A 21722-nucleotide genomic window follows, 5' to 3' on the forward strand; every position below is an offset into this window, starting at 1 on the left:
GGGCGATCACCTGGCCTTCGTATCGCAGCCCGCAAGGCCACTGAGGGCCTGATCGAAAACTTCTCTCGCGCGCTGGAGCACCGACTTTCGCCACTGCCCGTCCGCCGGCGCGAAGGCGTCCAGGAGCAGCCGCTTGTCCGGGGCGCACACCGCCTGCGCCGCCGGGCGGCGCAGGTGCAGGGCGTTGTCGGCGCACAGCGCCAGCAGGACCTGGGGGCCCGGCAGGGTGCCGAACTCCAGCGTGATCGCCGTGAGCTCCTCCCCACCCCGCAGCCCGTCCGCGACCGCGCTCGCGGTGTTCCCCACGATGGGCGTGGAGGACGACGTGCCCTCCTCCGAGGCCGTCAGCGCCGGCCCGTACCAGGCCCGGGCCCGCTCACGGGCGCCCGGGTCACGGCCGCCGCGGAAGATCGGCTCCCCGGCGGCGCGCTCGCCGAGCCCGGTGTGCAGGTCGATGTAGGCGATGTGCGCGGCGCCGGCCATGTGCTCGGCCACGATCCGCCGCAGCACCCGGTGCGACCAGGCGGGCCGCCGGCCGCCGTAGAACAGGCCGTCGGGGTGGCGGTACTGGCCCCGGGTGACCGCCTCCTGGAAGACGCGGGTGCCGAGCCGGTCGCGCAGGGTGAGCAGCTCTCCGGCGAGCTCCCGTGCCGGGAAGGGCGCGTCGTCCTGGGCGTCCTGGGGCACGAGGGCGGCGTGCACCGCGTCGTAGGCGTCGTTGTGCGGTGGGGCGGCATGGTCGACGAAGTTGCGGTTGAGGTCGACGTTGTCCTGGTCGACGCGCCGCAGGTAGGCGAAGCCGTACGGGTTGAGGGCATGGATCAGCAGCACGCCCGTGCCGGGCCCCGCGGCCCGTGCCAGGCCCTCGTCCAGCAGCACCCGGGTCTGGCACGCGGAGCCGGCGAAGCCCTCGACGCCATGCGTCCCCGAGACGGTGACCAGCAGCTTCGCCGGTCGCCGTGGGCCGAGGTAGGCCGTGTCGACGGTCAGCGGCGAGCCGTCGGGGGCGGCGTGGCCCGGCAGCCGGTGGCCGCCCGGTACCGCCCCCGCGGCCGAGGCGGCGCGCCGGAAGGCCGCGCGGGCCCGGGCGTAGTCGGGGGCGAACCCGTCGCCGAGGGGGTCGGTCATGGCCGCTCCGCCTTCCCGGTTCACTCGGGCCGGGCCAGTCCCAGCGCCGTGAGGATGCCGTGCTGCCCGGCCGCCGTCGGGGCGTGGAGCACGCACAGCATGCGGTCGCCGGGCCCGAGGTGCTTGCCGAAGTGGGCGTTGACCGCGTCCACCGAGCTCAGCGGCCGCTCCCGGTAGAGGTCCGCCGGGCGGCCCACCCCCGGGAAGACGCCCCGCCCGGCGTCGAAGGGGCACCCCGGGGCGATGGCCTCGGCCACCTCGCGCAGCAGGGGCGGCGCCGGCCCGTCCGCCCCGGTGAGGTCCGGCAGGAGCCGGCAGCCGGGGTGGCCCGCGAAGGCGTTCATCGCGCAGTGCACCACGGGGTTGTAGGTCTTGAGGGCGATCACCTCCGGGAAGGGGCGGCCCCCGTCCAGCAGCCGGGCGAAGTGCGCGGCCCAGCTGCGGCCGAACACCGTGCCGTGCCGGTAGGCGTCCCCCACGAACTGCGTCATCACGTGCAGACAGGGCCGGCCCGAGGGGAGCGGGACCCACCGCGAGGTGAGCAGGGCCACCACCGCGTCCCGGTCCGGGTCCACGGCGACCACGATGTACTCGGCCTCGGTGAGCATGTCGCGGCGCAACGCGAACAGCTCGCGCGCCCGCAGCCCGGGCATGGCCGCCACCAGGCCGTCCACGATCCACCGCTCGGTCTGCGGCCTCAGCTCACGGCCCGGTGGCAGCGCGAGCACCTGCACGCCGTGCCGGCCGGGCGGCCCGGCCGTGCCGGGGAGCGGCTCCGCCCGGCCGGTCCGGCTCGCCACCGGGGGCCTCAGCCGTCCGTGGCGGCCGGAGCCGGGGCGGGCGGTGCGATCTCCTCGCCGGACCGGCCCAGGACCGTGCGCTGGTGCAGCTCGGTGAAGTACAGCTTCCACAGCCAGTAGATGTCGTGCAGGTGGCGCACGACCCTGCGCTCGTCCTCCTCGGAGGAGACCAGGCTGGTCAGCACCCGCCAGACGAAGTCGTCGTGGTCGTCGTCCAGGTCGGTGTTGACGTGGGCGCGCTGGCCCTTGACCTCGTCGCGGCCCAGCACCTTCTCGAGGTTGTCCAGCCACTCCGGCTGGGTGCGGGTGGTGGTGTACTCCACGAAGTACACGCTCGTGATCAGGGCGAGCGGGCTGTCCTCGAACTCCATGCCGTACTGGAGGTAGCCGGTCAGCAGTTTGGTGGACAGCAGCGGCTCGGTGGCGTAGATCTCGTCCTTGGCCACGCCCACCTTGGCCAGGTCGGCGGCGAAGAGCCGGTCGTGCAGCATCTCGTCGTCGGTGTAGTGCGCCCATGCCTTGGCCTGGACGGGGTCGTGCTTGGTGAAGTACTTGATGGCCAGCGCGTCGATGGTGCGCTTGCGGCGCAGGCGCAGGATGGTCTCGATGTTGTGCCGCTTGTAGTAGTCGAGGTCGATCTCGCTGGCGCTGCGCTGGTGTTGTGCGTAGGGGACGGTCTCGTAGAAGTCCTTGATGAAGGAGTCGAGGAGAGCGTCGACGCGCTCCCTCAGTCCTGGCCTGGCCGGTGCCGACATGGTTTTCCTCCCGCGGGCAGGTCCGAATCGCTTGCGTCCGGTCGTTTCAGTGGCAGCCGCAGCTCGCGCTGGAGACCCGCTGCAGCCGGCCGCGCCGCACCGCCTTGCGCGCCCCGAGGACGGGCGTGCCGTCCGCCGTCAGCAGCGAGCCGCGCGGGCACAGGAAGGCGAGGGCGAAGCGGGTGGTGGGGGTGACCCCGACGCCCAGGTTCAGCACGCCGTGGCGGGCGCCGTACACCTCGTTGGGGCCGCAGTTGGCGGGGATGACCTCGGTGCCGGTGTTGATGCCGAAGCCCAGCTCCCAGATGGTGCGGTACAGCGGTTCCGCCGTCAGCAGCGTCTCGAGCGCCCCGGCGGCCGGCCGGGCGCCCGCGTCAGCCGGCGTGACGCGGTCGATGACGCCGCCGCTCACCTCCAGGTGGACGGCGTGCGAGACCAGCGGGGTGAGCGCCTCGAACAGCCGCCGCTGCTCCGGCTCGTCGGCCGCGTCGGCGTGCCGGTGCACGATGGGCCAGCCGCGCAGCGTAAGGGTCCCGCGCAGGCCGGCGAGGCGGGCGCCGGGGGAGAAGACGGTGATCTCCGCGGCCGTCACGCTGAGCTTGCCGGCGGGAAAGACCTGCTGCTCGCCGGGGCCCAGCACGCCGGCCTGCTGGTTCCAGACGCACTCGCCCACGCTGTGGTCGAACTCGGCCTCGGTGCCGGCCACGTCGTCGGTGATCAGCAGCCGGTCGGCCGCCCCGGCGTGCTCGAAGAACTCCTCGGCGGCCGCCTCCTGGCCGGCGACGTCGGTGCGGGCCGCGGACGTGAGGAAGTAGCGCACGTGCCCGGCCGTCAGCGGGGTCGAGCCGGCCGGCAGGACCGACAGGCGGCGCGCCCCGATCCCCCGGGTCGATTCGATGAAGCGGCCGGGGCAGGCCACCAGGACGTCGGCGTCGGCGGGCACATGCGCGGCGAGGAGCTCGCCCAGGCTCTGCCCGGGCGGCAGCGCCAGGTGCAGGACCCGCTCGTACCCCTTGCCCGGCCGGCAGTGGATCGTCTTCAGGCCCGCCTCGTCGGTGATCAGGCAGAAGGTCCCGCTCGGATCGCCGAACTGGCCGAAGTCGCTCGCGGTGATGTCCACCGGCAGGGGCGATGACTCAGGTGACACGGACCGGCTCCCTCTCACGCTCCAGCGATCGGCCCGGCGGACCCGGCCCGCCGGCCGCGGACGCACAACCCCCGTGGCGGGGTCCTCACGGTCCCCGCCACGGGTCGGTACTCAGCCGAGCAGCGTGCCCAGGTAGTTGCGGTTCTTCTGCACCTTGATCTTCTTCACGGCCTTCATCTCTTCACCTCCCGTCGGCGCTGCAAGTGGTGGTGCGCACCCCGGACCGCGCGGCGTCAGCCGCCGGAGACGACCCGCTCCACGGTGGGGTGGTCAAGGTGCCCGATGAGCGCGGCGCCGCTGCTGCTCAGCACGCGGGTGTCGGGCGAGATGATGTCGAGGTGGTACTGGGTGTACGGGGTGAGCCCCAGCCCGTAGTGCAGGCAGCCCTCGGTGCCGCCGTACACCTCGTTCATGGCGTGGTTGCCCGGCAGGATGTCCAGCGCCGTGTTGAGGGCGTGGCCGATCTCCCACACGATGCGGTAGCGGGAGTCCACGGCGAACATCTGCTCCAGCATCTCCAGCGCCGGGGCCGCCCCCGCGTCGAGCGCGGTCAGGCGGGTGATGCGGCCGTCCTCGACGGTCGCCTTGATGGCGTGCTCGCGCATCGCCCACAGCCGCTGGTGCACCCGGGCCTGGTCGGCACGGGAGAACGACGGGGTGCCGCTGTGCAGGATCGGATAGCCGCGCAGCGTGATCTCGCCCTCCAGGGGGAGCTTGAGGTCCTCCTGGAACTCCCTGATCTCGATGGGCAGCACGCTGATCTCGCCGGCCGGCACGATCTGCTGGTCGCCCCAGTCCAGCGGCCCCGCCTGCTGGTTCCACACCAGGTCCTCGCGGAGGTGGTCCATGACCGCGCGGGTGCCGTGGCGCGGGTCGACGTACTCCAGGTGGTCGGCCTCTTCGGCGATCTCGAAGAACGTGTCGGAGAACGCCTCCTGTTCGGCCGCGGAGGTCCGCTCCATCACATCGAGGAAATGCCGGATCTCGGTCAGTGTGGTGGGCGTCGAATTGCACGCCATGCCCATGATCTTGCGCCGTCCGACCAGGTCGGGATCGGGTGATTCGAAGAACCGGTGCGGCGATACGACGAGGACGTGGGCCGGTTCGGGAATGCTCTTCTCCAGCAGGTCCTCGAAACGGTCGCCGGCGGTGAACGGAACGGTCAGGTACCGCTCGTACGGCGCTTTTTCGACGACCTCGATCGCCTCGATGAGCTCGGGGTTGGTGACGAGGCAGAAGGTGCTTCCGGTGGCCGCCCCGAATTGGCTGAGTTTCCCCGGATCGATGGACACGCGTGGGCTCATGACAACTCCCGTCCTCCGGCCTCCGTCGGCGGCCGCCGCTGTGTCCCTCACTGTGTCCGAGGCGGCGTACGGGCAGCCATAGGCCGATGGTCCCGCCCGGCCCCGGGCCGCGGAGGCCCCCGGCCGGTGGCAGGAATTCGTGGTCGCCGGACGGTCCTGCCACTGTCCGGCGGCGCGGGCCGGGCCGCACAGTAGCCGGATGAGCAGCGGGAAGCGTTACGTGGTCGTCGTCGACGGCTACCACCTCAGGGACGGCGACAACCGGGGCTTCGCCAGCGCGTTCAGGGCGCGCGGCGTGCTGCCGGTCACCGTCATGAGCACTCCGAAGCCCCTGGCCAAATTCGTCAGGAAGTCGACCTGGTACCCCGACGACTACGAGGCCGTCCACTTCTACGACGGCGATTTCGGGGCCCTGGTGGAACTGGTCCGCTCCTACGACCCGGTGGGCATCGTGGCGGGCAACGAGCGCGGCGTCGAACTCACCGCGCGACTCGTCGAGACGCTGATGCCGCACCTCGCGAACGCGCCGGGCAGTGCCGTCGCCCAGCGGCACAAGGGGGAAATGGCCCGGGCTCTGGAGAAGGCGGGCGTACCGGGCCCGGAGACCATCTCCACGGCCGACCCCGAAGAAGTCCGGGAATGGATCCACCGCACCGGGCTGACGGGAAAGCCGCTCATCGTCAAACCCCCGCACAGCGCCGGCACCGACAACGTCCACCGCATTCCGCCCGGCGGGGACTGGCAGCGGTATTTCACGCACATCCTGGGCCAGGTCAACGGCTTCGAGCTGCGCAACGACACGGTCATCGTGCAGGAATTCCTTGAGGGCCCCGAATACATCGTCGACCTGTACTCGGTCGACGGCCGGCACGGGCTCGTCGACACCTGCGTCTACGCCAAGCACGACCGGGGGCCGCGCATCGGCATCTACGACGTCGCCGACTTCCTGCCGCCCCGCCACCCGGACGTGGCGGTGCTGGCCGCCTACACGATGCGGGCCGCCGACGCCGTCGGCATCCGCAACGGCTCCACCCACGCCGAGGTCGTCATGACCGCCGACGGGCCGCGCCTGGTCGAGCTCGCCGCCCGCTACTCCGGCAGCTGCATGATGCTCTCCGGCTCGCTGGCCACCGGCGACAACCAGATCGAGCGGACCGTCCGGCACCTGCTCGACGGCACGTTCACGCCGGGCTTCGAGCTGGTCAAGGAGGTCCGCACGCTGTGGCTGTGCGCCGACTTCGCGGGCCCCGTACGGCGCATGGACATCCTCCAGGAGATCGCCTCACTGCCGACCGTCCACAGGATGGCGGTACCGCCCGAGGGCAAGGAGGTCCCGATGACCAACGACGTCACCACCAGCCTCGGCTGGGTCATCCAGGGCGCGGACGACTGGCCCGCCATCGAGAAGGACACCCGGCGCATACGCGAGCTGGAACGCATATGGAACGCCGCCCAGCACACCCAGGCCCCCGGCACCCCCGGGCCGGCCTGACATGGCGGCCGTACCGCACCTGCTGCTGGTCTGCCCGCGCTCCGACGTGCTGGGCAAGCTGCTCGGACTGCCGGTCGCGCTCACCGTCGTGCACCGCCCCGGCGGGGACCGCGCCCTGGAGGAGTCGCTGGCCGCGCGCGTCGTCGACGCCGACTTCCAGAGCCCCGACGCCCTGCTGGCCGTCGCCCGCGACGTGCACGCCTGGCGGCCCGTCGACGCCGTCCTGGGCCTGACCGAACTCTCGCTGTACCCGGTCGCGGTCGTCGCCGACGCGCTGGGCGCCCGCGGCAACCGGGCCACCACCGTCGCCTGCGCCCAGGACAAGGCCGCCATGCGGCGCGTGCTCCACGAGCGGGGCGTCGGCACCACCGCCCACCGGGTGTGCGCCACCGAGCGCGAGGCCGCGGAGTTCGCCCGCACCTGCCCCGCGGGCATGGTCCTCAAGCCCGTCGAGGGCAACGGGGGCACGGGCGTCCATGTGGTCCGCCACCCCCAGGAGCTGGCCGCCGCGTGGGCCTGGACCACGGGCGCGAAGGCCGCCTGGGCCTGGAGCAAGGAGGACGCCCGGGGCGCCGCGCCCGCCCGGGTGCTGGCCGAGGAGCTGCTGACCGGGCGGGAGTTCAGCGTCGAGACGCTCACCGTCGATGGCCGGCACCAGGTCCTCGCGGTCACCCGCAAGCACACCACGGGACCGCCGCACTTCGTCGAGACCGGCCACGACCTGCCCGCCGCCCTGCCCGAACCGCAGCAGGCGGCTCTCGTCACGGCGGCCCTGGGCGCCCTGGACGCCATCGGCTACGCCTGGGGGCCCTGCCACACCGAGGTGATGCTCGCCGAGGACGGCGAGCGGGCCACCGTCATCGAGATCAACGTCCGCCAGGGCGGCGACCAGATCTGGGAGCTCGTCCAGCACGTCACCGGCATCGACATGATCTACGGGGCCGTGGCCGCCCTCGCCCACGCGGCGCCGCCGCCCCCGGCCGTGGCGCTGGCGGGCGGCGCCGCCATCCGCTATCTCACCCCCGCCCCGGGCCGGGTGACCGCCGTCGAAGGGCTGGCGGAGGCCCTCGCCGTCGAGGGGGTGATCCGGGCCGGCGAACTGCCCTCGCCCGGCGACGAGGTGGCCCCGCTCGGCGACTCCTGGAACCGCGCCGGTCACGTCATCGCCACCGGGCCCGACCCCAAGTCGGCCGCGGCGGCGGCCGAGGCGGCCGCCGCGCGCATCGTCATCCGCACCGAACGGCCGCCGGAGGCACGGCGGTGACGGTCAAGGACGTGCAGGGCGTCCAGGGCGGTACGGCCTTCGCGGAGGGCAGGGGGCCCGCGTACGTCGTGATCCTCGGACGGTTCATGACCAACATCGGGTTCTTCATGGTCATCCCGTTCCTCGCCGTCCATCTGACCCGGCACGCGGGCATGAGCAGCCTCCAGACCGGACTGCTCTTCGCCCTCCTGGAGTTCACCCGCCGGGGCCTGGGCATCCCGGCGGGCTGGGCCAGCGACCGCTTCGGGGCCTCCCGCGTCCTGGTGCTCGGCCTGCTGGTCGAGGTCGTCGCCTATCTGGTCTTCGCCGTCGCCGGCCGCGGCGTCTGGCTGTGGGCGGGGGCCGTGGCCCTGATCGGCCTCGGCGGCTCCCTCAACAACAACGGCTCCCGCAGCGTGCTGGCGTCCGCCAAGTCCGGGGGCGTGGCCGCCAACCTCAGCCGCTACTACGTGTCGATCAACGGGGCCGCGCTCATCGGCCCGCTGATCGGCACGGCGCTGATGGCGAGCGGCGCCATCCGGACCGGATTCGTGGTGGCGGCCGCGCTGCACCTGGTGTTCGCACTCGTCTCGGCCGTGCTGCTGCGCGGCATGCACGGGACGAACGCGACGCCGATCAGGCCCGCCGCGATGGCCGAGGCGCTGCGCGACCGGCAGTTGATGGTCTTCTGCGGTCTCGCGGTGGGCGGCTGGTTCCTCATCACCCAGTACCGCATCGCGCTGCCGCTGACCATCGTCGACCAGAAGCTCTCCGCCGACCTGGTCGGCCTGCTGACCGCGGGCAACGCCGTCGTGGTGATGATCGCGGTCACGCTCGTCGGCTCCCGCGTCGAACGGCGCGGTACCGCCGGCCGGCTCGACGTGTTCGCGCTCGGCGGGGTCCTGCTCGGCGGGGGCTGGCTGCTGTGCGCCGTGGACGGCGTCAGCCCGATCGTGGCGGCCGTCATCGTGACCTCCATCGGCGAGTCCCTGTTCTGCGGGGTCGTCGACGCGATCGTCGCCGGGCTCGCCCCGCCCGGCCGCATCGGCCTCTACCTCGGCTACTCCACCATGGCGTGGGGCGCCGGCGGCGTGCTCGGCGGTCTCGTCGGCGGCGGCTTCGACCTGGCGGCGGACCATGGCGCGCTGCTGCTGTTCTGGCTCGTCCTCGCCCTGATCGGCGCCGGCTCCGCCGTCGGCACCCGCGTCGCCCGCGCCTCGCTGGCCGGCGCCGTCGACCGGCGGCAGGCCGCGGCCCTCGCGGCGGCCGACCCCGCCCGCCCCTGACGCCCCGTCACCCCCGGTGGGCGCGGCGGCCGGGCCACCGGCCGCCTTTCATGTACCGGGCATGAATTCCGGATTTCCCCGGCGGGAAATCCGGAATTACCTGGCGAAGGCGGGATTCGGGCCGGCGGAAATGATCGACAGCATGCCGGGAACCGTCACCTGGCTATTGGCCGAATTCGGTATGGGCCATAAGTCCCGGTCGGAATCCTGGGACTCCAGCCCCATGCGGAGGATCGAAAGCTGTGGTTAGTATCAAATCCTGCTGTTCCGCAAGGAGCTGAGGAGGGCCGAACGTGGACCTGATTACGGGGGCGAACGACGGCACAGCGGAAGGAGAGACCCTCATTTCCTGGCAGGCGCCGCCGCTGAAGTTCGGAATCGGCGCCACCCGGGAGATCGGGTACGAACTCGCACGGCTCGGCCTCCGCTCCGTACTCCTGGTGACGGACCCGAACCTGGCCCGCCTGGGACTGCCGGCCCGCATCGCGCGCCGGATCGAGCAGGACGGCATCGCCGTGACCGTCTTCGACAGGACACTCGTCGAACCCACGGACGCGAGCTGCGCGGAGGCCGCGCGCGAGCTCGCCCATCTCGACGTCGACGGCTACGTGGCCCTGGGCGGCGGCAGCTCCATCGACACCGCCAAGATGATCAACCTCCTGCACAGCCACCCCGGCCGCGCCGTGCGCGACTACCTCAACAAGCCGATCGGCGCCGCCGCCGCGATTCCCGGACCGCTCAAACCCCTGATCGCCGTGCCCACCACGGCCGGCAGCGGCAGCGAGTGCACCGCCATGGTCGCCCTCGGCGTCACCGGCCTGAACGTCAAGACCGGCATCAGCGACCCGCTCCTGCGCCCCTCCCTCGCCCTGGTCGACCCGCTCACCACGCTCACCCTGCCCCCGGCCGTCACCGCCGCCTCCGGCTACGACGTCCTCACCCACGCCTGCGAGTCGTACACGGCCCGCCCCTACGACCGGCGCCCCGCCTACCGCACCCCCGCCGACCGGCCCCTGTACATCGGCGCCAACCCGGTCAGCGACATCTGGGCCGAGGAGGCCCTGCGGCTCGTCGGCCGCTATCTGCGCAGAGCCGTCCTCAACCCGCACGACGTGGAGGCCAGAGCGGCGATGAGCCGGGCCGCCACCTTCGCCGGGCTCGGCTTCGGCAACGCCGGCACCCACATCCCGCACGCCTGCGCCTACCCCATCGCCGGCCTCGTCCGCGAGTACCGGCCCCCCGGCTACGACGTCGGCCATCCGATGGTGCCGCACGGCAGCGCCGTCGTCGCCACGGCCGCCGCCGCGTTCGCGTTCACCTACCCCACCGCCCCCGAACGCCACCTGCGAGCAGCCGAACTGCTGGGCGCCGACCTCGCCGGCGTCACCGCCGCCAACGGCGCGGACGCGCTGCCCGCCACCCTGATGGGCCTCGTGGCGGACACCCAGGGCCCCACCGGCCTCGGCGACTTCGGCTACACCACGCGCGACCTGCCCGCGCTGGTCGAGGGCGCGCTCAAGCAGCAACGGCTCCTGGTGTGCTGCCCGCGCGACGTCGCCGCCCGCGACCTCCAGCGGATCCTGGCCGGTTCCCTGCACGGCTGACCCCCGCGCCGTGCCCCCACCGAGGAAGCCTGGTGTCCTTCGTGAACGTCCCCGCGAACGTCCCCGTGAACCCGCAGGCTCCACCCCACTACGCGGCCGTCATCGCCGGAAAGCGCGTCCCCACGGCCGAGTGGATCGACATCGTGGACCCCGCCCTCGGCCGCCCCTTCGCCCGCGCCGCCCGCTGTGGCACCGCGGAGACCGACGAGGCCGTGGCCGCCGCCCGCGACGCCTACGAGCACACCTGGCGGCACACCGCGCCCGCCGAGCGCGGCCGCCTGTGCCGCCGCGTCGCCGACGCGCTGCGCGCCGAGGCCGAGCTCCTCGCCCAGACCGAGACCCGCGACACCGGCAAGCCACTGGGCCAGTCCCGCACCGACGTCGACGTCGCCGCCCGCTACTTCGAGTTCTACGGCGGCGCCGTCGAGGCGCTCGCCGGCGAGACGCTGATCAGCCGGCCCGACCTGCTCGCCTTCACCCTGCGCGAGCCGTACGGCGTGTGCGGCCACATCATCCCGTGGAACTACCCCCTCCAGGTCGCCGCCCGCACCCTGGCCCCCGCCCTGGCCGCCGGCAACTGCTGCGTCCTCAAGCCCGCGGAGGACGCCCCGCTCACCCCGCTCCTCCTCGCCGGCATCGCCCTCGACGCCGGACTGCCGCCGGGCGTCCTCAACGTCGTACCGGGCTACGGGCCGGAGGCGGGCGCCGCCCTCGCCGCGCACCCCGGCGTGGACCACCTCGCCTTCACCGGCTCCCGCGAGGCCGGCGCGTCCGTGATGGCCGCCGCGGCCCGCACCATCGTGCCCGTCACCCTCGAACTGGGCGGCAAGTCACCCCACATCGTGCTCCCCGACTACGACCCCAAGCGCGCGGTGCCGCTGATCGTGGAGTCCATCACCGAGCACGCCGGCCAGAACTGCTCCGCGGGCAGCCGGCTGCTCGTCCACGCCCGCGTCCACGACGAGCTCGTCGCCGCCCTGGCGGCCGCCTTCCGCGCCCTGCGCATCGGCCCCGGGCTCACCGACCCCGACCTCGGCCCGCTGATCTCCGCCGCCCAGCGCGAGCGCGTCCTGGGCTACCTCCGCCTGGGCGCGCGCGACTGCGTCACCGTCACCGGCGGCGGGGTGCCGGCCGGGCCGGCCTACGAGGAGGGCTTCTACGTCCAACCGACCCTCCTGGACCGGGTGGACGCCGGCCACCCGGTGTTCACCGAGGAGATCTTCGGGCCGGTCCTGGCCGTCACGCCCTTCTCCTCGCTCGAGGAGGCCGTCCGCCTCGCCGAGGCCACCAGCTACGGCCTCGCCGCCGGCGTCTGGACACGTGACGTGGGCACCGCCCACTGGCTCGCCCGGCAGCTGCGCACCGGCCAGGTGTTCGTGAACAACTACAGCGCCGCCGGCGGGGTGGAACTGCCCTTCGGCGGCTGCAAACGGTCGGGCATCGGCGTGGAAAAAGGCTTCGAGGCGTTGCGCGAGTACACGCGCTGCAAAACGGTCGCGATCCACACGCGGCCGGGGGAATCGACCGTTTCCTATGAAGAGGGGTGCGAAGGGTGAACCATGTCCGAGGGGAGCGAAGTGCGAAGACACATGATCGGCAGATCTGTGGCGTGTGCGGCGGCGTCCGGTCGACCTCGGCCGCGGCGCTCGTCGACGCCCTCGACGAAATGCACGTGGCGCTCGCCGCGGCACAGAAACTGCTCGCGGAGTTCTTCGCCGAACACGGCGAGGACGGGAATCCACCGGGCACGGGCGCGCAGAACACCCGCGGCTCCCGGGACGTGTCGGTCAAGCAGGCCCTTTCCCTGCTGACGCCGCGGGAGCGCGAGGTCCTCGGGCTGGTGGCCCAGGGAAAGTCCAACCGCCAAGTGGCCAGCTCGCTGGAGATATCCGAGAAGACCGTCAAGAACCACCTGTCCGCGGTGTTCTCCAAAGTGGGCGCCGCGGATCGCACCCAGGCCGTGGTGTTCGGTATCCGGGGCGGCCTCGTCCGTATCGGCGGAGCCGCCTGACGCACGGTGTCAGTGTGCGGGAGCGCACCGGCCGGCGGACAGGGGACGGACTGTCGGCCCACCACGAATCCCTGCCACATTGGGGGACATGTTGAAGAACGTGGCCGCAGTGCTGCTCGACAACGTGCATCCCTTTGAACTCGGTGTCGTCTGCGAGGTGTTCGGCATCGACCGGCAGTCGGAAGGACTGCCCGCATACGACTTCGCGCTCGTCGCGGCGGAGTCCTTCTCGGTGCGGGCCGTCCCCGGCTTCACCATCAGCACGCCGTACGGTCTCGACCGCCTGGAGGACGCCGACCTGATAGCCGTGCCCGTCGGGGACGACTTCCACACCCGGGCCTTCCCCCCGGAGCTGCTGGCGGCCCTGCACCGGGCCGTCTCCCGCGGCGCCCGGGTGCTCAGCGTCTGCGTGGGCGCGTTCGTGCTCGCGGCCGCCGGCCTGCTGGACGGCCGCCGCTGCACCACGCACTGGCGCTACGCCGCCGCGCTCGCCGAGCGCTACCCCAAGGCCCTGGTCGAGCCCGGCGTGCTCTACGTCGACGCCGACCCGGTGATCACCTCCGCGGGCACCTCGGCGGGCATCGACGCCTGCCTGCACCTGGTCCGCAAGCTCCAGGGCAGCGAGGTCGCCAACGCCATAGCCCGCCGGATGGTGGTGCCCCCGCACCGCGAGGGCGGTCAGGCCCAGTACATCGAACGCCCCGTGCCCGACTGCCGGGAGGACGGCGTGCGCCAGGTGCTGGCCTGGATGGAGCTCCACCTCGACAAGGAACTGACCGTGGAGCAGCTCGCCGCCCAGGCGTGCATGTCCCCGCGGACCTTCGCCCGCCGCTTCCGCCAGGAGACCGGCACCACGCCCTACCGCTGGCTGCTCGGCCAGCGGGTGCTCTTCGCCCAGCGGCTGCTGGAGCGCACGGACGACACGGTGGAGTCCGTGGCCGCCCGCACCGGGTTCGCCAACGCGGCGGCCCTGCGCCACCAGTTCGTCCGCTCGCTCGGCACCACCCCGCACACCTACCGACGCATGTTCCGGGGGCCCGCACGGCTGTGACGGCCCGGGGCGCCCCGGCCGATGGGAGGACACCAATGCTGCACATCGCGGTGATCGGCGCGACCGGAGCGGTCGGCCGGGAGTGCCTGGGCCTGCTCGACGGCGGCATCGTGCCCGTGGCACGGGTGACGCCCGCGGCCTCCCCGCGCAGCGCCGGCCACGACCTGGGCGCCGAACTCGGCCTGAAGATGTCCGTGGCACCCGTCGTCGCCCTGGAGGACCTCGACCCCGAGGGCGTGGACGTGGCCGTCCTCAGCGCGGGCGCCGACATCAGCAGAGCGGTGGCGCGGCGGCTGGCCTCGGCCGGCGCGCTCGTCGTCGACAACAGCTCCGCGTTCCGCATGGACCCCGCCGTCCCCCTCGTCGTACCGCAGGTCAACCCCGACGCGCTGGCCTCGCGCCCCACCGGCGGCATCGTCGCCAACCCCAACTGCTCCACCATCCAGCTCGTGCGGGCCCTGCACCCGCTGCACACCCTCGCCGGGCTTGAGAGCGTGGTCGTCTCCACCTACCAGGCTGCCTCCGGGGGCGGCCTGCGGGGCCTGGAGGAACTGGCCCGGGACGCGGGCGAGGTGCTCGCCGCGCCCGGGGCGGCGGGCCCCGGCCTGCCGGGCGGCCGCTTCGGACAGCCCCTCGCCTTCAACCTGGTGCCCGAGATCGGCATGGCGGACGCGACCGGCTTCACCCACGAGGAGCGCAAGCTCGTGCGCGAACCCCGCAAGATCCTCGGCCTGCCGGAGCTGCGGCTGACCGCGACGGCGGTGCGGGTGCCGGTCTTCCACTGCCACTCCGAGGCCGTGTACGTGCGGCTGCGCGAGCCCGTCACGGCCGCCGGCGTCCACGACGCGCTGGCGGCGACGCCGGGGCTGCGGGTGCACCGCGACGGCTACCCGATGCCGCGCACGGTCTTCGCGACGGAAGAGGGCCGGGCCGCCGTGCACGTGGGACGGGTCCGCGTCGAGCCCGACGACCCGCGCGGGGTGTGGCTGTGGATCGTCGCCGACAACCTGTGGGTCGGCGCGGCGCTCAACGCCCTGCAGATCGTGCGGACCGCGGTGCGGTGGGGGTGGCTGCGGTGAGCACCCCGCTGGTCCTGAAGTTCGGCGGCGCCGCCTTCGCCGAACTCGACGGGTTCGCCCGCGTCGCCCGCCACGTGGCCGCCCGCTCCGCCGCCGGGCAGCCGGTGGTCGTCGTGGTCAGCGCCATGTCCGGCACCACCGGCCGGCTCCAGGAGACCCTCGAGCGGATCGCCCCCGACCCGCCCGCCCGGGCCGCCGCCATGCTGCTGACCAGCGGCGAGACCGTCAGCGTCGCGCTGCTCACCGCCGCCCTCGGCGCGGCCGGGGTGTCCGCTAGCGCGGTCCCCGCCGCGGCCACCGGGCTGCTCGGCGAGGGCCCGCCGCAGTGCGCCGAGCTCGTGCGCGCCGACCCCGGCCCGCTGTGCGCCGCGCTCGCCGCGCTTCCCGTGGCGGTGGTGCCCGGCGGCCAGGCCGTGGACGCCGGCGGGCGCACCGTCATGCTGGGCCGCAACAGCTCCGACCTGTCGGCGGTCGCCCTCGCCGGCGCCCTGGGCGCGCCGGTGTGCGAGCTGTTCTCCGATGTCCCGGGCGTCTGCACCGCCGACCCCCGCCTGGTCCCGGCCGCCCGCACCCTCGCCGGCGTCGACTACGCGACGGTCGCCCGCATGTCCGGCCACGGAGCCAAGGTCGTCCACGCCCGCGCCGTCGCCTGGGCCCGGCGCACCGGCGTCCTGCTGCACTGCCGCCCGCTGCCGCCACTGGAGGGCGAGGGCACGCGGGTGGGCGAGGGCCCCGCCTCCGCCGCCGTCGTCGTGGCCGCCCACGACGAGCGGCTCACCCGGGTCACCGCCCTGCACGCGGACGGGCGCGCCGAGCACGCCCTCGTCCCGCACCCCGAGGCCCCGGCCCGGGCCCGGCGCGCACACGAGGTGTTGTTTCCGGGGTCCGCCGGACAGGACGCCGCGCACCTGCCGCCCAAGGCCCGCTCCCCGCACAGCGATGTGCTGATCACCTGAGGGACGGGCGGAACATGAGCGAAAGGGGCCGGTACGGACGTATCCGTACCGGCCCCTCACAGGCTGTGCCCCGGGTGCTCCCGCGCCTTACAGCGAGGGGTACAGCGGGTGCCTGTCCGCCAGCGCCGTGACGCGGCCGCGCAGCGACGTGGCGTCGTAGGCCGGCTTCAGCGCCTCGGCGATGATGTCCGCGACCTCGCGGAAGTCCTCGGCCTGGAAGCCGCGGGTGGCCAGCGCCGGGGTGCCGATCCGCAGACCCGAGGTGACCATCGGGGGCCGGGGGTCGTTCGGGATGGCGTTGCGGTTGACCGTGATGCCGACCTCGTGGAGGCGGTCCTCGGCCTGCTGGCCGTCCAGCTCGGAGTTGCGCAGGTCCACCAGGACCAGGTGCACGTCCGTGCCGCCGGAGAGGACGGAGACGCCCACCTCCTTGACGTCGTCCGCCATCAGGCGCTCGGCCAGGATCTTGGCGCCCTCGAGCGTGCGCTGCTGGCGCTCCTTGAACTCCTCGCTGGCCGCGACCTTGAAGGAGACGGCCTTCGCCGCGATGACGTGCTCCAGCGGACCGCCCTGCTGGCCGGGGAAGACCGCGGAGTTGATCTTCTTGGCGAGCTCGGCCGTGGACAGGATGACACCGCCGCGCGGACCGCCGAGGGTCTTGTGCGTGGTGGTGGTCACGACGTGCGCGTGCGGCACCGGGGAGGGGTGCAGCCCGGCGGCGACCAGGCCCGCGAAGTGGGCCATGTCGACCATCAGGTACGCGCCGACCTCGTCCGCGATCCGGCGGAAGGCGGCGAAGTCCAGCTGGCGCGGGTAGGCGGACCAGCCGGCGACGATCAGCTTCGGGCGGTGCTCCTTGGCGAGGCGCTCGACCTCGTCCATGTCGACCAGGTTGGTCGCCTCGTCGACGTGGTACGCGACCACGTTGTAGAGCTTGCCCGAGAAGTTGATCTTCATGCCGTGGGTCAGGTGCCCGCCGTGGGCGAGGTTCAGACCCAGGATGGTGTCGCCCGGGCTGAGCAGGGCGAACATCGCGGCGGCGTTGGCCTGCGCGCCGGAGTGCGGCTGCACGTTGGCGTGCTCGGCGCCGAAGAGCGCCTTGATGCGGTCGATCGCGATCTGCTCGACGACGTCGACGTGCTCGCAGCCGCCGTAGTAGCGGCGGCCCGGGTAGCCCTCGGCGTACTTGTTGGTGAGGACCGAGCCCTGGGCCTCCATGACCGCGACCGGAGCGAAGTTCTCCGAGGCGATCATCTCGAGGGTGGACTGCTGGCGGTGGAGTTCGGCGTCGACAGCGGCGGCGACGTCGGGGTCGAGCTCATGGAGGGAGCTGTTCAGAAGCGACATGAGTTCTTCCTGGGCGGGGGACGGGCGGGGTCAGCCTGCGGTGAGGGCCGTGTACTCGTCGGCGGACATCAGGTCCTCCGGCTCGTCCGTGATCCTCACCTTGAACAGCCAGCCGCCCTCGAACGGGGCGGTGTTCACCAGCGCCGGGTCGTTCACGACGTCCTCGTTGATCTCGACGACCTCGCCGGAGACGGGGGCGTAGAGGTCGCTGACCGACTTGGTCGACTCCAGCTCACCACAGCTCTCGCCCGCGGTGACCGTGTCGCCGACAGCCGGCAGCTGGGCGTAGACGACGTCACCGAGCGAGTTGGCCGCGAACTCGGTGATGCCGATCGTCGCCACACCGTTGTCGACGGCCGACAGCCACTCGTGCTCCTTGCTGTAGCGGAGCTGCTGGGGGTTGCTCATGACTAGATTCTCCTGTACGCGCGTGAGTGGTCGTGCAAGGGGTCTTGACAGGTGGGATGAGGGGGGCTCAGCGTTCCCGCTTGTAGAACGGCAGGGCGACGACCTCGTACGGCTCATGCGTGCCGCGGATGTCCACCGATACCCCATCCGTCCCCGGAGCGGCGTGCGCCGCGTCGACGTAGGCGATCGCGATCGGCTTGCCGAGGGTCGGGGAGGGGGCACCCGAGGTGACCTCGCCCACCACCTGGCCGCCGGCCACGACGGGGTAGCCGGCGCGCGGCACCCGGCGGCCGGTCGCGATCAGGCCGACGAGCTTGCGCGGCGGCGCGCTCTCGGCGCGCTCCGCGGCGGCCAGCAGCGCCTCGCGGCCCACGAAGTCACCCGCCTTGTCGAACTTCACGACCCGGCCCAGACCCGCGTCGAACGGCGTCGTGGCGGTGGTCAGCTCGTGCCCGTACAGCGGCATGCCCGCCTCCAGGCGCAGCGTGTCGCGGCAGGACAGGCCGCAGGGCACCAGGCCCGCGTCCGCGCCCGCCTCGGTCAGGGCCTGCCACAGCTTCTCGGCGTCGGCCGGGGCGACGAACAGCTCGAAGCCGTCCTCGCCGGTGTACCCGGTACGGGCGATCAGCGCGGGCACGCCCGCGACGGTGCCCGGCAGGCCCGCGTAGTACTTCAGCCCGTCCAGGTCCGCGTCCGTGACGGACTTCAGGATGCCGGGGGAGGCCGGACCCTGGACGGCGATCAGCGCGTAGGCGTCCCGGTCGTCACGGACCGTGGTCTCGAAGCCGGCGGCCCGCTCGGTGAGCGCGTCCAGCACGACCTGCGCGTTGGAGGCGTTGGCGACGACCATGTACTCCTGCTCGGCCAGGCGGTAGACGATCAGGTCGTCCAGGATGCCGCCCCCGGCCTCGCAGATCATGGTGTAGCGGGCGCGGCCGACGGCCAGCGCGGAGAGGTTGCCCACCAGGGCGTGATCGAGGGCCTGCCCGGCCTGGGGGCCCGTAAGGGTGATCTCACCCATGTGGGAGAGGTCGAAGAGACCGGCGCGGGTGCGCACGGCGAGGTGCTCGTCGCGCTCGCTCCCGTAACGCAGGGGCATGTCCCAGCCCGCGAAGTCGGTCATGGTCGCGCCGAGCGCGCGGTGCAGCGCGTCGAGGGCGGTATGGCGGGGGGCTTCGGTCATGGTCAGGCTCCCGGACACGAGTCGGAGGTTGGCCTCCCCATCTGTCATCGGAACCTGAGAGGTTCACCGAGAGCCCCTTCACGGGCGGCTCGGCTTGCACCTTGGGTGGGGCCGCCGCCGCGAGGAACGGGGGCCCGCTTTTCAGATCTGCCTCACCCGCGCGGTACGGGGCCTGAGAGATTCAAGGGAGGAACTTGCTCCTTCGGCGCCCGGCGCCAGGGGCACCAGGACTCTCCCGCGCGGATTCGAGCGGCCGGTATGCAGTTGATAGACATGCCGTTGGCGCGCACATCATTGCACGTACGAGCGTGCGAGGGACTGCCCACGGCCCCATGAATTGGATTACCTTTTCTTTACATTCCGTGGGTAGGGGGCAGGCAACGGACGGGGGAGGGAAGGCGATCACGGTGCGTACGCACGTCGAGGGGGAGGTGCCGGACGCCGCGGCGGAGCCCCCGTCGCCGGCCGGGCGGCCCGCGGGGGTGCGCGACCTGCGCGGCGCCGGCCGCACCGCGCTGCGCTATCCGCTCGGTGACCTGCTCGTCGTCTCCGGGCTGCCCGGCAGCGGAAAGTCCACGCTGATACGGCGCGCCGTGGCGGCCGTGGACGGCAGCGGCACGCCCGTCCACTGCGTGGACTCCCAGGACGCCCGCGACCGCTTCGAGCGCCGCACCCCACGCCGGCTGCCCTACGCGCTCTACCGCCCCCTGGTGCGCCTGGCCCACTACGCCGCGCTGCGCCGCGCGCTGCGCTCGGGCGCGAGCGTCGTGGTGCACGACTGCGGGGAGCGCGGCTGGGTGCGCCGCTGGCTCGCCCACCACGCGCGGCGGCGCGGCGGCGCGGTCCATGTGCTGCTGCTCGCCGTGGAGCCGCACACCGCGCTCGCCGGCCAGGCCGCCCGCGGCCGCCGCGTCTCCCACCGCGCCTTCGCCCGCCACCGCCGCGCGATGACCCGCCTGCTCGAGACCGCCCTCGCGGGCCGCGTCCCGCCGGGCACCGCCTCCACCACCCTCCTCGACCGCCCCGCGGCCGACGCCCTGCGGACGATCACCTTCGGCCAGCCGCCGGCCGGGGTCCGGTTTCGGCCGGATGCCCGCCCCTGGCGCCCGCTTCGGGACACCCCCCGGCCGCCGCGCGGGCCCAGCCGTTAAGGTGCGGGTGCGGTGGTGACGAGACGGTGGTTGGGACAGGTGAACGTGTCCGAGCAGTACGGGTGGGGCCCGGAGCACAGCGGCGGCGGGGCCGGGACATGGCCCGCCAATGAACTCGAAGAGGTGCTCTCCGCCTCGCTGGGCGTGCCCGACGCGGGCGCCCGCATCGTGGAGGTGCTCGGCCGCAGCAGCGTGTGGGTCCCGCTTCCTAATGGCGGCGGCCCCGACAGCCCGGACCTCGACCTGCCGACCCTGGAGCTGGACGGCGCCGCGTACGTACCGGTCTTCAGCTCCCAGGAGCAGTTCCTGAAGATCGCGGGCGAGCGGATGCCGTTCGCCGTGGCCCCCGCCGTGGAGTTCGCCCGGGGCCTGCCCCCGCAGGTCGGCATCGCGGTCAACCCGGACGGCGCGGTCAGCGTGCCCCTGCCGCCGCCCGCCGTCGCCGCCCTGTGCCGCGCCGGCCGTACGGCCCTGGACGGCGACGCCACCGGCGGCCGCGTGCGCCTGTTCGAGCCGGACTGGCAGGACGAGCCCACCGCGTTCCTGGCCGCCGCCGGCCTGCGGTTCGCGGCCGCCGAGGTCGTGCGGACCGCGCGCCGCACCCTGGCCAGCGTGGAGGGCGCCGACCCGGCGCTGTTCGTCGGCGTGGAACTGGACCTGCCCGACCCCACGAGCCGCGCCGCCGCCATGGAGGCCCTGGGCCGGGCGCTGGGCGAGGTGGCCGTTCCCTGGCCCGTACAGCTGGTCTTCCTCGACGTGGCGCACGACCCGGTGGGTGACTGGATGCGCTCGCGTGTGCGTCCGTTCTACGACCGTGACCTGTGACAGCTCTCATGCCCGCGGCCGCGGGCTCGTAAGCTGGTGGGAACAGACGGCCAAGAGAAGAGGCGGACCCAGGTGAGCGCGGGCGCGGAGAGCGGCGTGGAGCAGGTGCTGCGCCAGGTGGCGCCCGGCCGGTACGACACGTACGAGGCGCTGTTGGGCGCCCTCGCCGAGGGCCGGGTCTGGATGCTGCTGTGGCACGGCCAGGCCGGCTCCCCCGACGCCCAGTACGGGAACATGGAGGTCGACGGGCTCGGCTACGCGCCCTGTGTGACCTCCGCTCAGGAGCTCGCCGCCAGCGGCTGGAACCGCGCCCACGAGGTCGTCACCGGCCGGGACATCGCCGCCTCCCTCTACCCCGACCGCTGGGGCCTGTGGCTCAACCCGCACGCGCCCGGCGGCGGCGTCGGCATCCCCTGGCTCGACCTGCGCCGCATCACCGCCGGCCTGGACCGGCTGCCCGCCGGCCCCCTGCGGCTGAGCGAACCGGCCGTGGACATCCCGCAGTTCTACGCCCTGCTCGGGCAGAACGCCCACCGCACGCCCGTGGTCCGCGCGCTGCGCCGCGCCTGGGTGCAGCCCGCGCTCGGCACGCCGTACCTGGCCGTCGGGCTCGACCTGTACGACACTTCCCCGGCGGCGGTGGAATCGGTGCGGCTGATGATGCAGCAGTCGGTCGGCGTGGTCCCGGAGGGGCTGCCGGTCTCGACGGTGTCGATGGCCGACGAGTACGACCCGGTCGCGATGTGGATGCGCGCCAACGCCCGGCCGTTCTTCGACCGTGACGCCTACGGCGGGGCGACCGCCCCGGCCCCTGCCACGGGCCCCGCCGCCGGCTACGGCTACCCCCCTCAGCAGGGCTGGCAGGCCGGGACGTACTGACCCGCGCCGGGGCACCGCCCCGCTGCGGGGTCCCCTGTGTCCGTATAACGGAAGCCTCCTACGCACATCACGG

At 73.3% G+C, this 21722-nt stretch carries 20 protein-coding genes and 1 riboswitch; of the genes, 12 read left to right on the forward strand and 8 right to left on the reverse strand.

Going from position 1 to position 21722, the window contains the following annotated elements; all coding sequences use genetic code 11:
- Positions 1-6: 6 nt before the first annotated feature.
- The 5 genes from ABZ956_RS03135 to ABZ956_RS03155 all read right to left on the reverse strand — a co-directional run bounded on the left by ABZ956_RS03135 (position 7) and on the right by ABZ956_RS03155 (position 5134).
- Positions 7-1128, reverse strand: coding sequence for a M14 family metallopeptidase (locus tag ABZ956_RS03135; protein WP_361886046.1), 1122 nt, complete (start codon positions 1126-1128; stop codon positions 7-9).
- Positions 1129-1148: 20 nt separating this feature from the next.
- Complete coding sequence (locus tag ABZ956_RS03140; RefSeq protein WP_361886049.1) at positions 1149-1928, reverse strand: hypothetical protein; 780 nt, start codon at positions 1926-1928, stop codon at positions 1149-1151.
- Between the two features lie 8 nt (positions 1929-1936).
- Positions 1937-2683, reverse strand: a complete 747-nt coding sequence (locus ABZ956_RS03145; protein ID WP_361886050.1) for an iron-containing redox enzyme family protein — start codon at positions 2681-2683, stop codon at positions 1937-1939.
- Positions 2684-2729: 46 nt separating this feature from the next.
- Positions 2730-3830, reverse strand: a complete 1101-nt coding sequence (locus ABZ956_RS03150; protein WP_361886053.1) for a hypothetical protein — start codon at positions 3828-3830, stop codon at positions 2730-2732.
- Positions 3831-4063: 233 nt separating this feature from the next.
- Positions 4064-5134 (reverse strand): hypothetical protein, encoded by a 1071-nt coding sequence (locus tag ABZ956_RS03155; RefSeq protein WP_361886056.1) that lies wholly within the window; start codon positions 5132-5134, stop codon positions 4064-4066.
- 199 nt (positions 5135-5333) lie between these two features.
- Here ABZ956_RS03155 and ABZ956_RS03160 point away from each other — a divergent pair, with 199 nt between their 5' ends.
- The 9 genes from ABZ956_RS03160 to ABZ956_RS03200 all read left to right on the forward strand — a co-directional run bounded on the left by ABZ956_RS03160 (position 5334) and on the right by ABZ956_RS03200 (position 15856).
- Positions 5334-6626 carry an ATP-grasp domain-containing protein gene (locus ABZ956_RS03160; RefSeq protein WP_361886059.1) on the forward strand — a complete coding sequence of 431 codons (1293 nt, stop codon included), beginning with the start codon at positions 5334-5336 and terminating at the stop codon, positions 6624-6626.
- 1 nt (position 6627) lies between these two features.
- A complete protein-coding gene (locus ABZ956_RS03165; protein WP_361886061.1) occupies positions 6628-7890 on the forward strand; it encodes an ATP-grasp domain-containing protein in 1263 nt (420 codons plus the stop codon).
- A complete protein-coding gene (locus ABZ956_RS03170) occupies positions 7887-9155 on the forward strand; it encodes an MFS transporter (protein ID WP_361886064.1) in 1269 nt (422 codons plus the stop codon). Before ABZ956_RS03165 ends, ABZ956_RS03170 begins: the two co-directional genes overlap by 4 nt.
- Positions 9156-9448: 293 nt before the next feature.
- Positions 9449-10759, forward strand: coding sequence for a hydroxyacid-oxoacid transhydrogenase (locus ABZ956_RS03175; protein ID WP_361886067.1), 1311 nt, complete (start codon positions 9449-9451; stop codon positions 10757-10759).
- A 32-nt stretch (positions 10760-10791) separates the two neighbouring features.
- Complete coding sequence (locus ABZ956_RS03180; RefSeq protein ID WP_361886070.1) at positions 10792-12315, forward strand: aldehyde dehydrogenase family protein; 1524 nt, start codon at positions 10792-10794, stop codon at positions 12313-12315.
- Positions 12316-12368: 53 nt separating this feature from the next.
- The gene (locus ABZ956_RS03185; RefSeq protein WP_361886073.1) at positions 12369-12770 is read left to right on the forward strand and encodes a response regulator transcription factor; all 402 of its coding nucleotides are present in this window, start codon (positions 12369-12371) and stop codon (positions 12768-12770) included.
- Between the two features lie 88 nt (positions 12771-12858).
- On the forward strand, positions 12859-13821 hold the full coding sequence (locus ABZ956_RS03190) for a helix-turn-helix domain-containing protein (protein WP_361886076.1): 963 nt from the start codon (positions 12859-12861) through the stop codon (positions 13819-13821).
- 35 nt (positions 13822-13856) lie between these two features.
- A complete protein-coding gene (locus ABZ956_RS03195; protein ID WP_361886079.1) occupies positions 13857-14900 on the forward strand; it encodes an aspartate-semialdehyde dehydrogenase in 1044 nt (347 codons plus the stop codon).
- Positions 14897-15856 carry a hypothetical protein gene (locus tag ABZ956_RS03200; protein ID WP_361886082.1) on the forward strand — a complete coding sequence of 320 codons (960 nt, stop codon included), beginning with the start codon at positions 14897-14899 and terminating at the stop codon, positions 15854-15856. The genes ABZ956_RS03195 and ABZ956_RS03200 overlap by 4 nt, the downstream gene beginning before the upstream one ends.
- Before the next feature lie 87 nt (positions 15857-15943).
- Here the strand turns inward: ABZ956_RS03200 and glyA are convergent, their stop codons facing one another.
- From glyA to gcvT, 3 genes are all read right to left on the reverse strand, one after another.
- Positions 15944-17203, reverse strand: a complete 1260-nt coding sequence (gene glyA / locus ABZ956_RS03205) for a serine hydroxymethyltransferase (protein ID WP_361886085.1) — start codon at positions 17201-17203, stop codon at positions 15944-15946.
- Between the two features lie 30 nt (positions 17204-17233).
- On the reverse strand, positions 17234-17611 hold the full coding sequence (gene gcvH, locus ABZ956_RS03210; RefSeq protein WP_361886088.1) for a glycine cleavage system protein GcvH: 378 nt from the start codon (positions 17609-17611) through the stop codon (positions 17234-17236).
- Positions 17612-17678: 67 nt separating this feature from the next.
- Positions 17679-18794, reverse strand: coding sequence for a glycine cleavage system aminomethyltransferase GcvT (gene gcvT, locus ABZ956_RS03215; RefSeq protein ID WP_361886091.1), 1116 nt, complete (start codon positions 18792-18794; stop codon positions 17679-17681).
- A 151-nt stretch (positions 18795-18945) separates the two neighbouring features.
- Positions 18946-19042: riboswitch (glycine riboswitch) on the reverse strand.
- Positions 19043-19225: 183 nt separating this feature from the next.
- On the opposite strand from gcvT, the gene ABZ956_RS03220 reads away from it, so the two are divergent.
- The 3 genes from ABZ956_RS03220 to ABZ956_RS03230 all read left to right on the forward strand — a co-directional run bounded on the left by ABZ956_RS03220 (position 19226) and on the right by ABZ956_RS03230 (position 21649).
- Positions 19226-19945, forward strand: coding sequence for an AAA family ATPase (locus tag ABZ956_RS03220; protein WP_361886675.1), 720 nt, complete (start codon positions 19226-19228; stop codon positions 19943-19945).
- A 45-nt stretch (positions 19946-19990) separates the two neighbouring features.
- A complete protein-coding gene (locus ABZ956_RS03225; RefSeq protein ID WP_361886094.1) occupies positions 19991-20770 on the forward strand; it encodes an enhanced serine sensitivity protein SseB in 780 nt (259 codons plus the stop codon).
- Positions 20771-20842: 72 nt separating this feature from the next.
- Positions 20843-21649, forward strand: coding sequence for an enhanced serine sensitivity protein SseB C-terminal domain-containing protein (locus ABZ956_RS03230; protein WP_361886097.1), 807 nt, complete (start codon positions 20843-20845; stop codon positions 21647-21649).
- Positions 21650-21722 lie beyond the last annotated feature (73 nt).

This window comes from Streptomyces sp. NPDC046261 (assembly GCF_040646235.1).
Taxonomy (GTDB): Bacteria; Actinomycetota; Actinomycetes; order Streptomycetales; family Streptomycetaceae; genus Streptomyces.

What these genes read in the sequence shown, in the direction of transcription:
- ABZ956_RS03135 (WP_361886046.1), bottom strand. Translation starts at nt 1,128, where the DNA reads ATGACCGACCCCCTCGGCGACGGGTTCGCCCCCGACTACGCCCGGGCC.
- ABZ956_RS03145 (WP_361886050.1), bottom strand. Translation starts at nt 2,683, where the DNA reads ATGTCGGCACCGGCCAGGCCAGGACTGAGGGAGCGCGTCGACGCTCTC.
- ABZ956_RS03155 (WP_361886056.1), bottom strand. Translation starts at nt 5,134, where the DNA reads ATGAGCCCACGCGTGTCCATCGATCCGGGGAAACTCAGCCAATTCGGG.
- ABZ956_RS03160 (WP_361886059.1), top strand. Translation starts at nt 5,334, where the DNA reads ATGAGCAGCGGGAAGCGTTACGTGGTCGTCGTCGACGGCTACCACCTC.
- ABZ956_RS03165 (WP_361886061.1), top strand. Translation starts at nt 6,628, where the DNA reads ATGGCGGCCGTACCGCACCTGCTGCTGGTCTGCCCGCGCTCCGACGTG.
- ABZ956_RS03190 (WP_361886076.1), top strand. Translation starts at nt 12,859, where the DNA reads ATGTTGAAGAACGTGGCCGCAGTGCTGCTCGACAACGTGCATCCCTTT.
- ABZ956_RS03195 (WP_361886079.1), top strand. Translation starts at nt 13,857, where the DNA reads ATGCTGCACATCGCGGTGATCGGCGCGACCGGAGCGGTCGGCCGGGAG.
- glyA (WP_361886085.1), bottom strand. Translation starts at nt 17,203, where the DNA reads ATGTCGCTTCTGAACAGCTCCCTCCATGAGCTCGACCCCGACGTCGCC.
- gcvH (WP_361886088.1), bottom strand. Translation starts at nt 17,611, where the DNA reads ATGAGCAACCCCCAGCAGCTCCGCTACAGCAAGGAGCACGAGTGGCTG.
- gcvT (WP_361886091.1), bottom strand. Translation starts at nt 18,794, where the DNA reads ATGACCGAAGCCCCCCGCCATACCGCCCTCGACGCGCTGCACCGCGCG.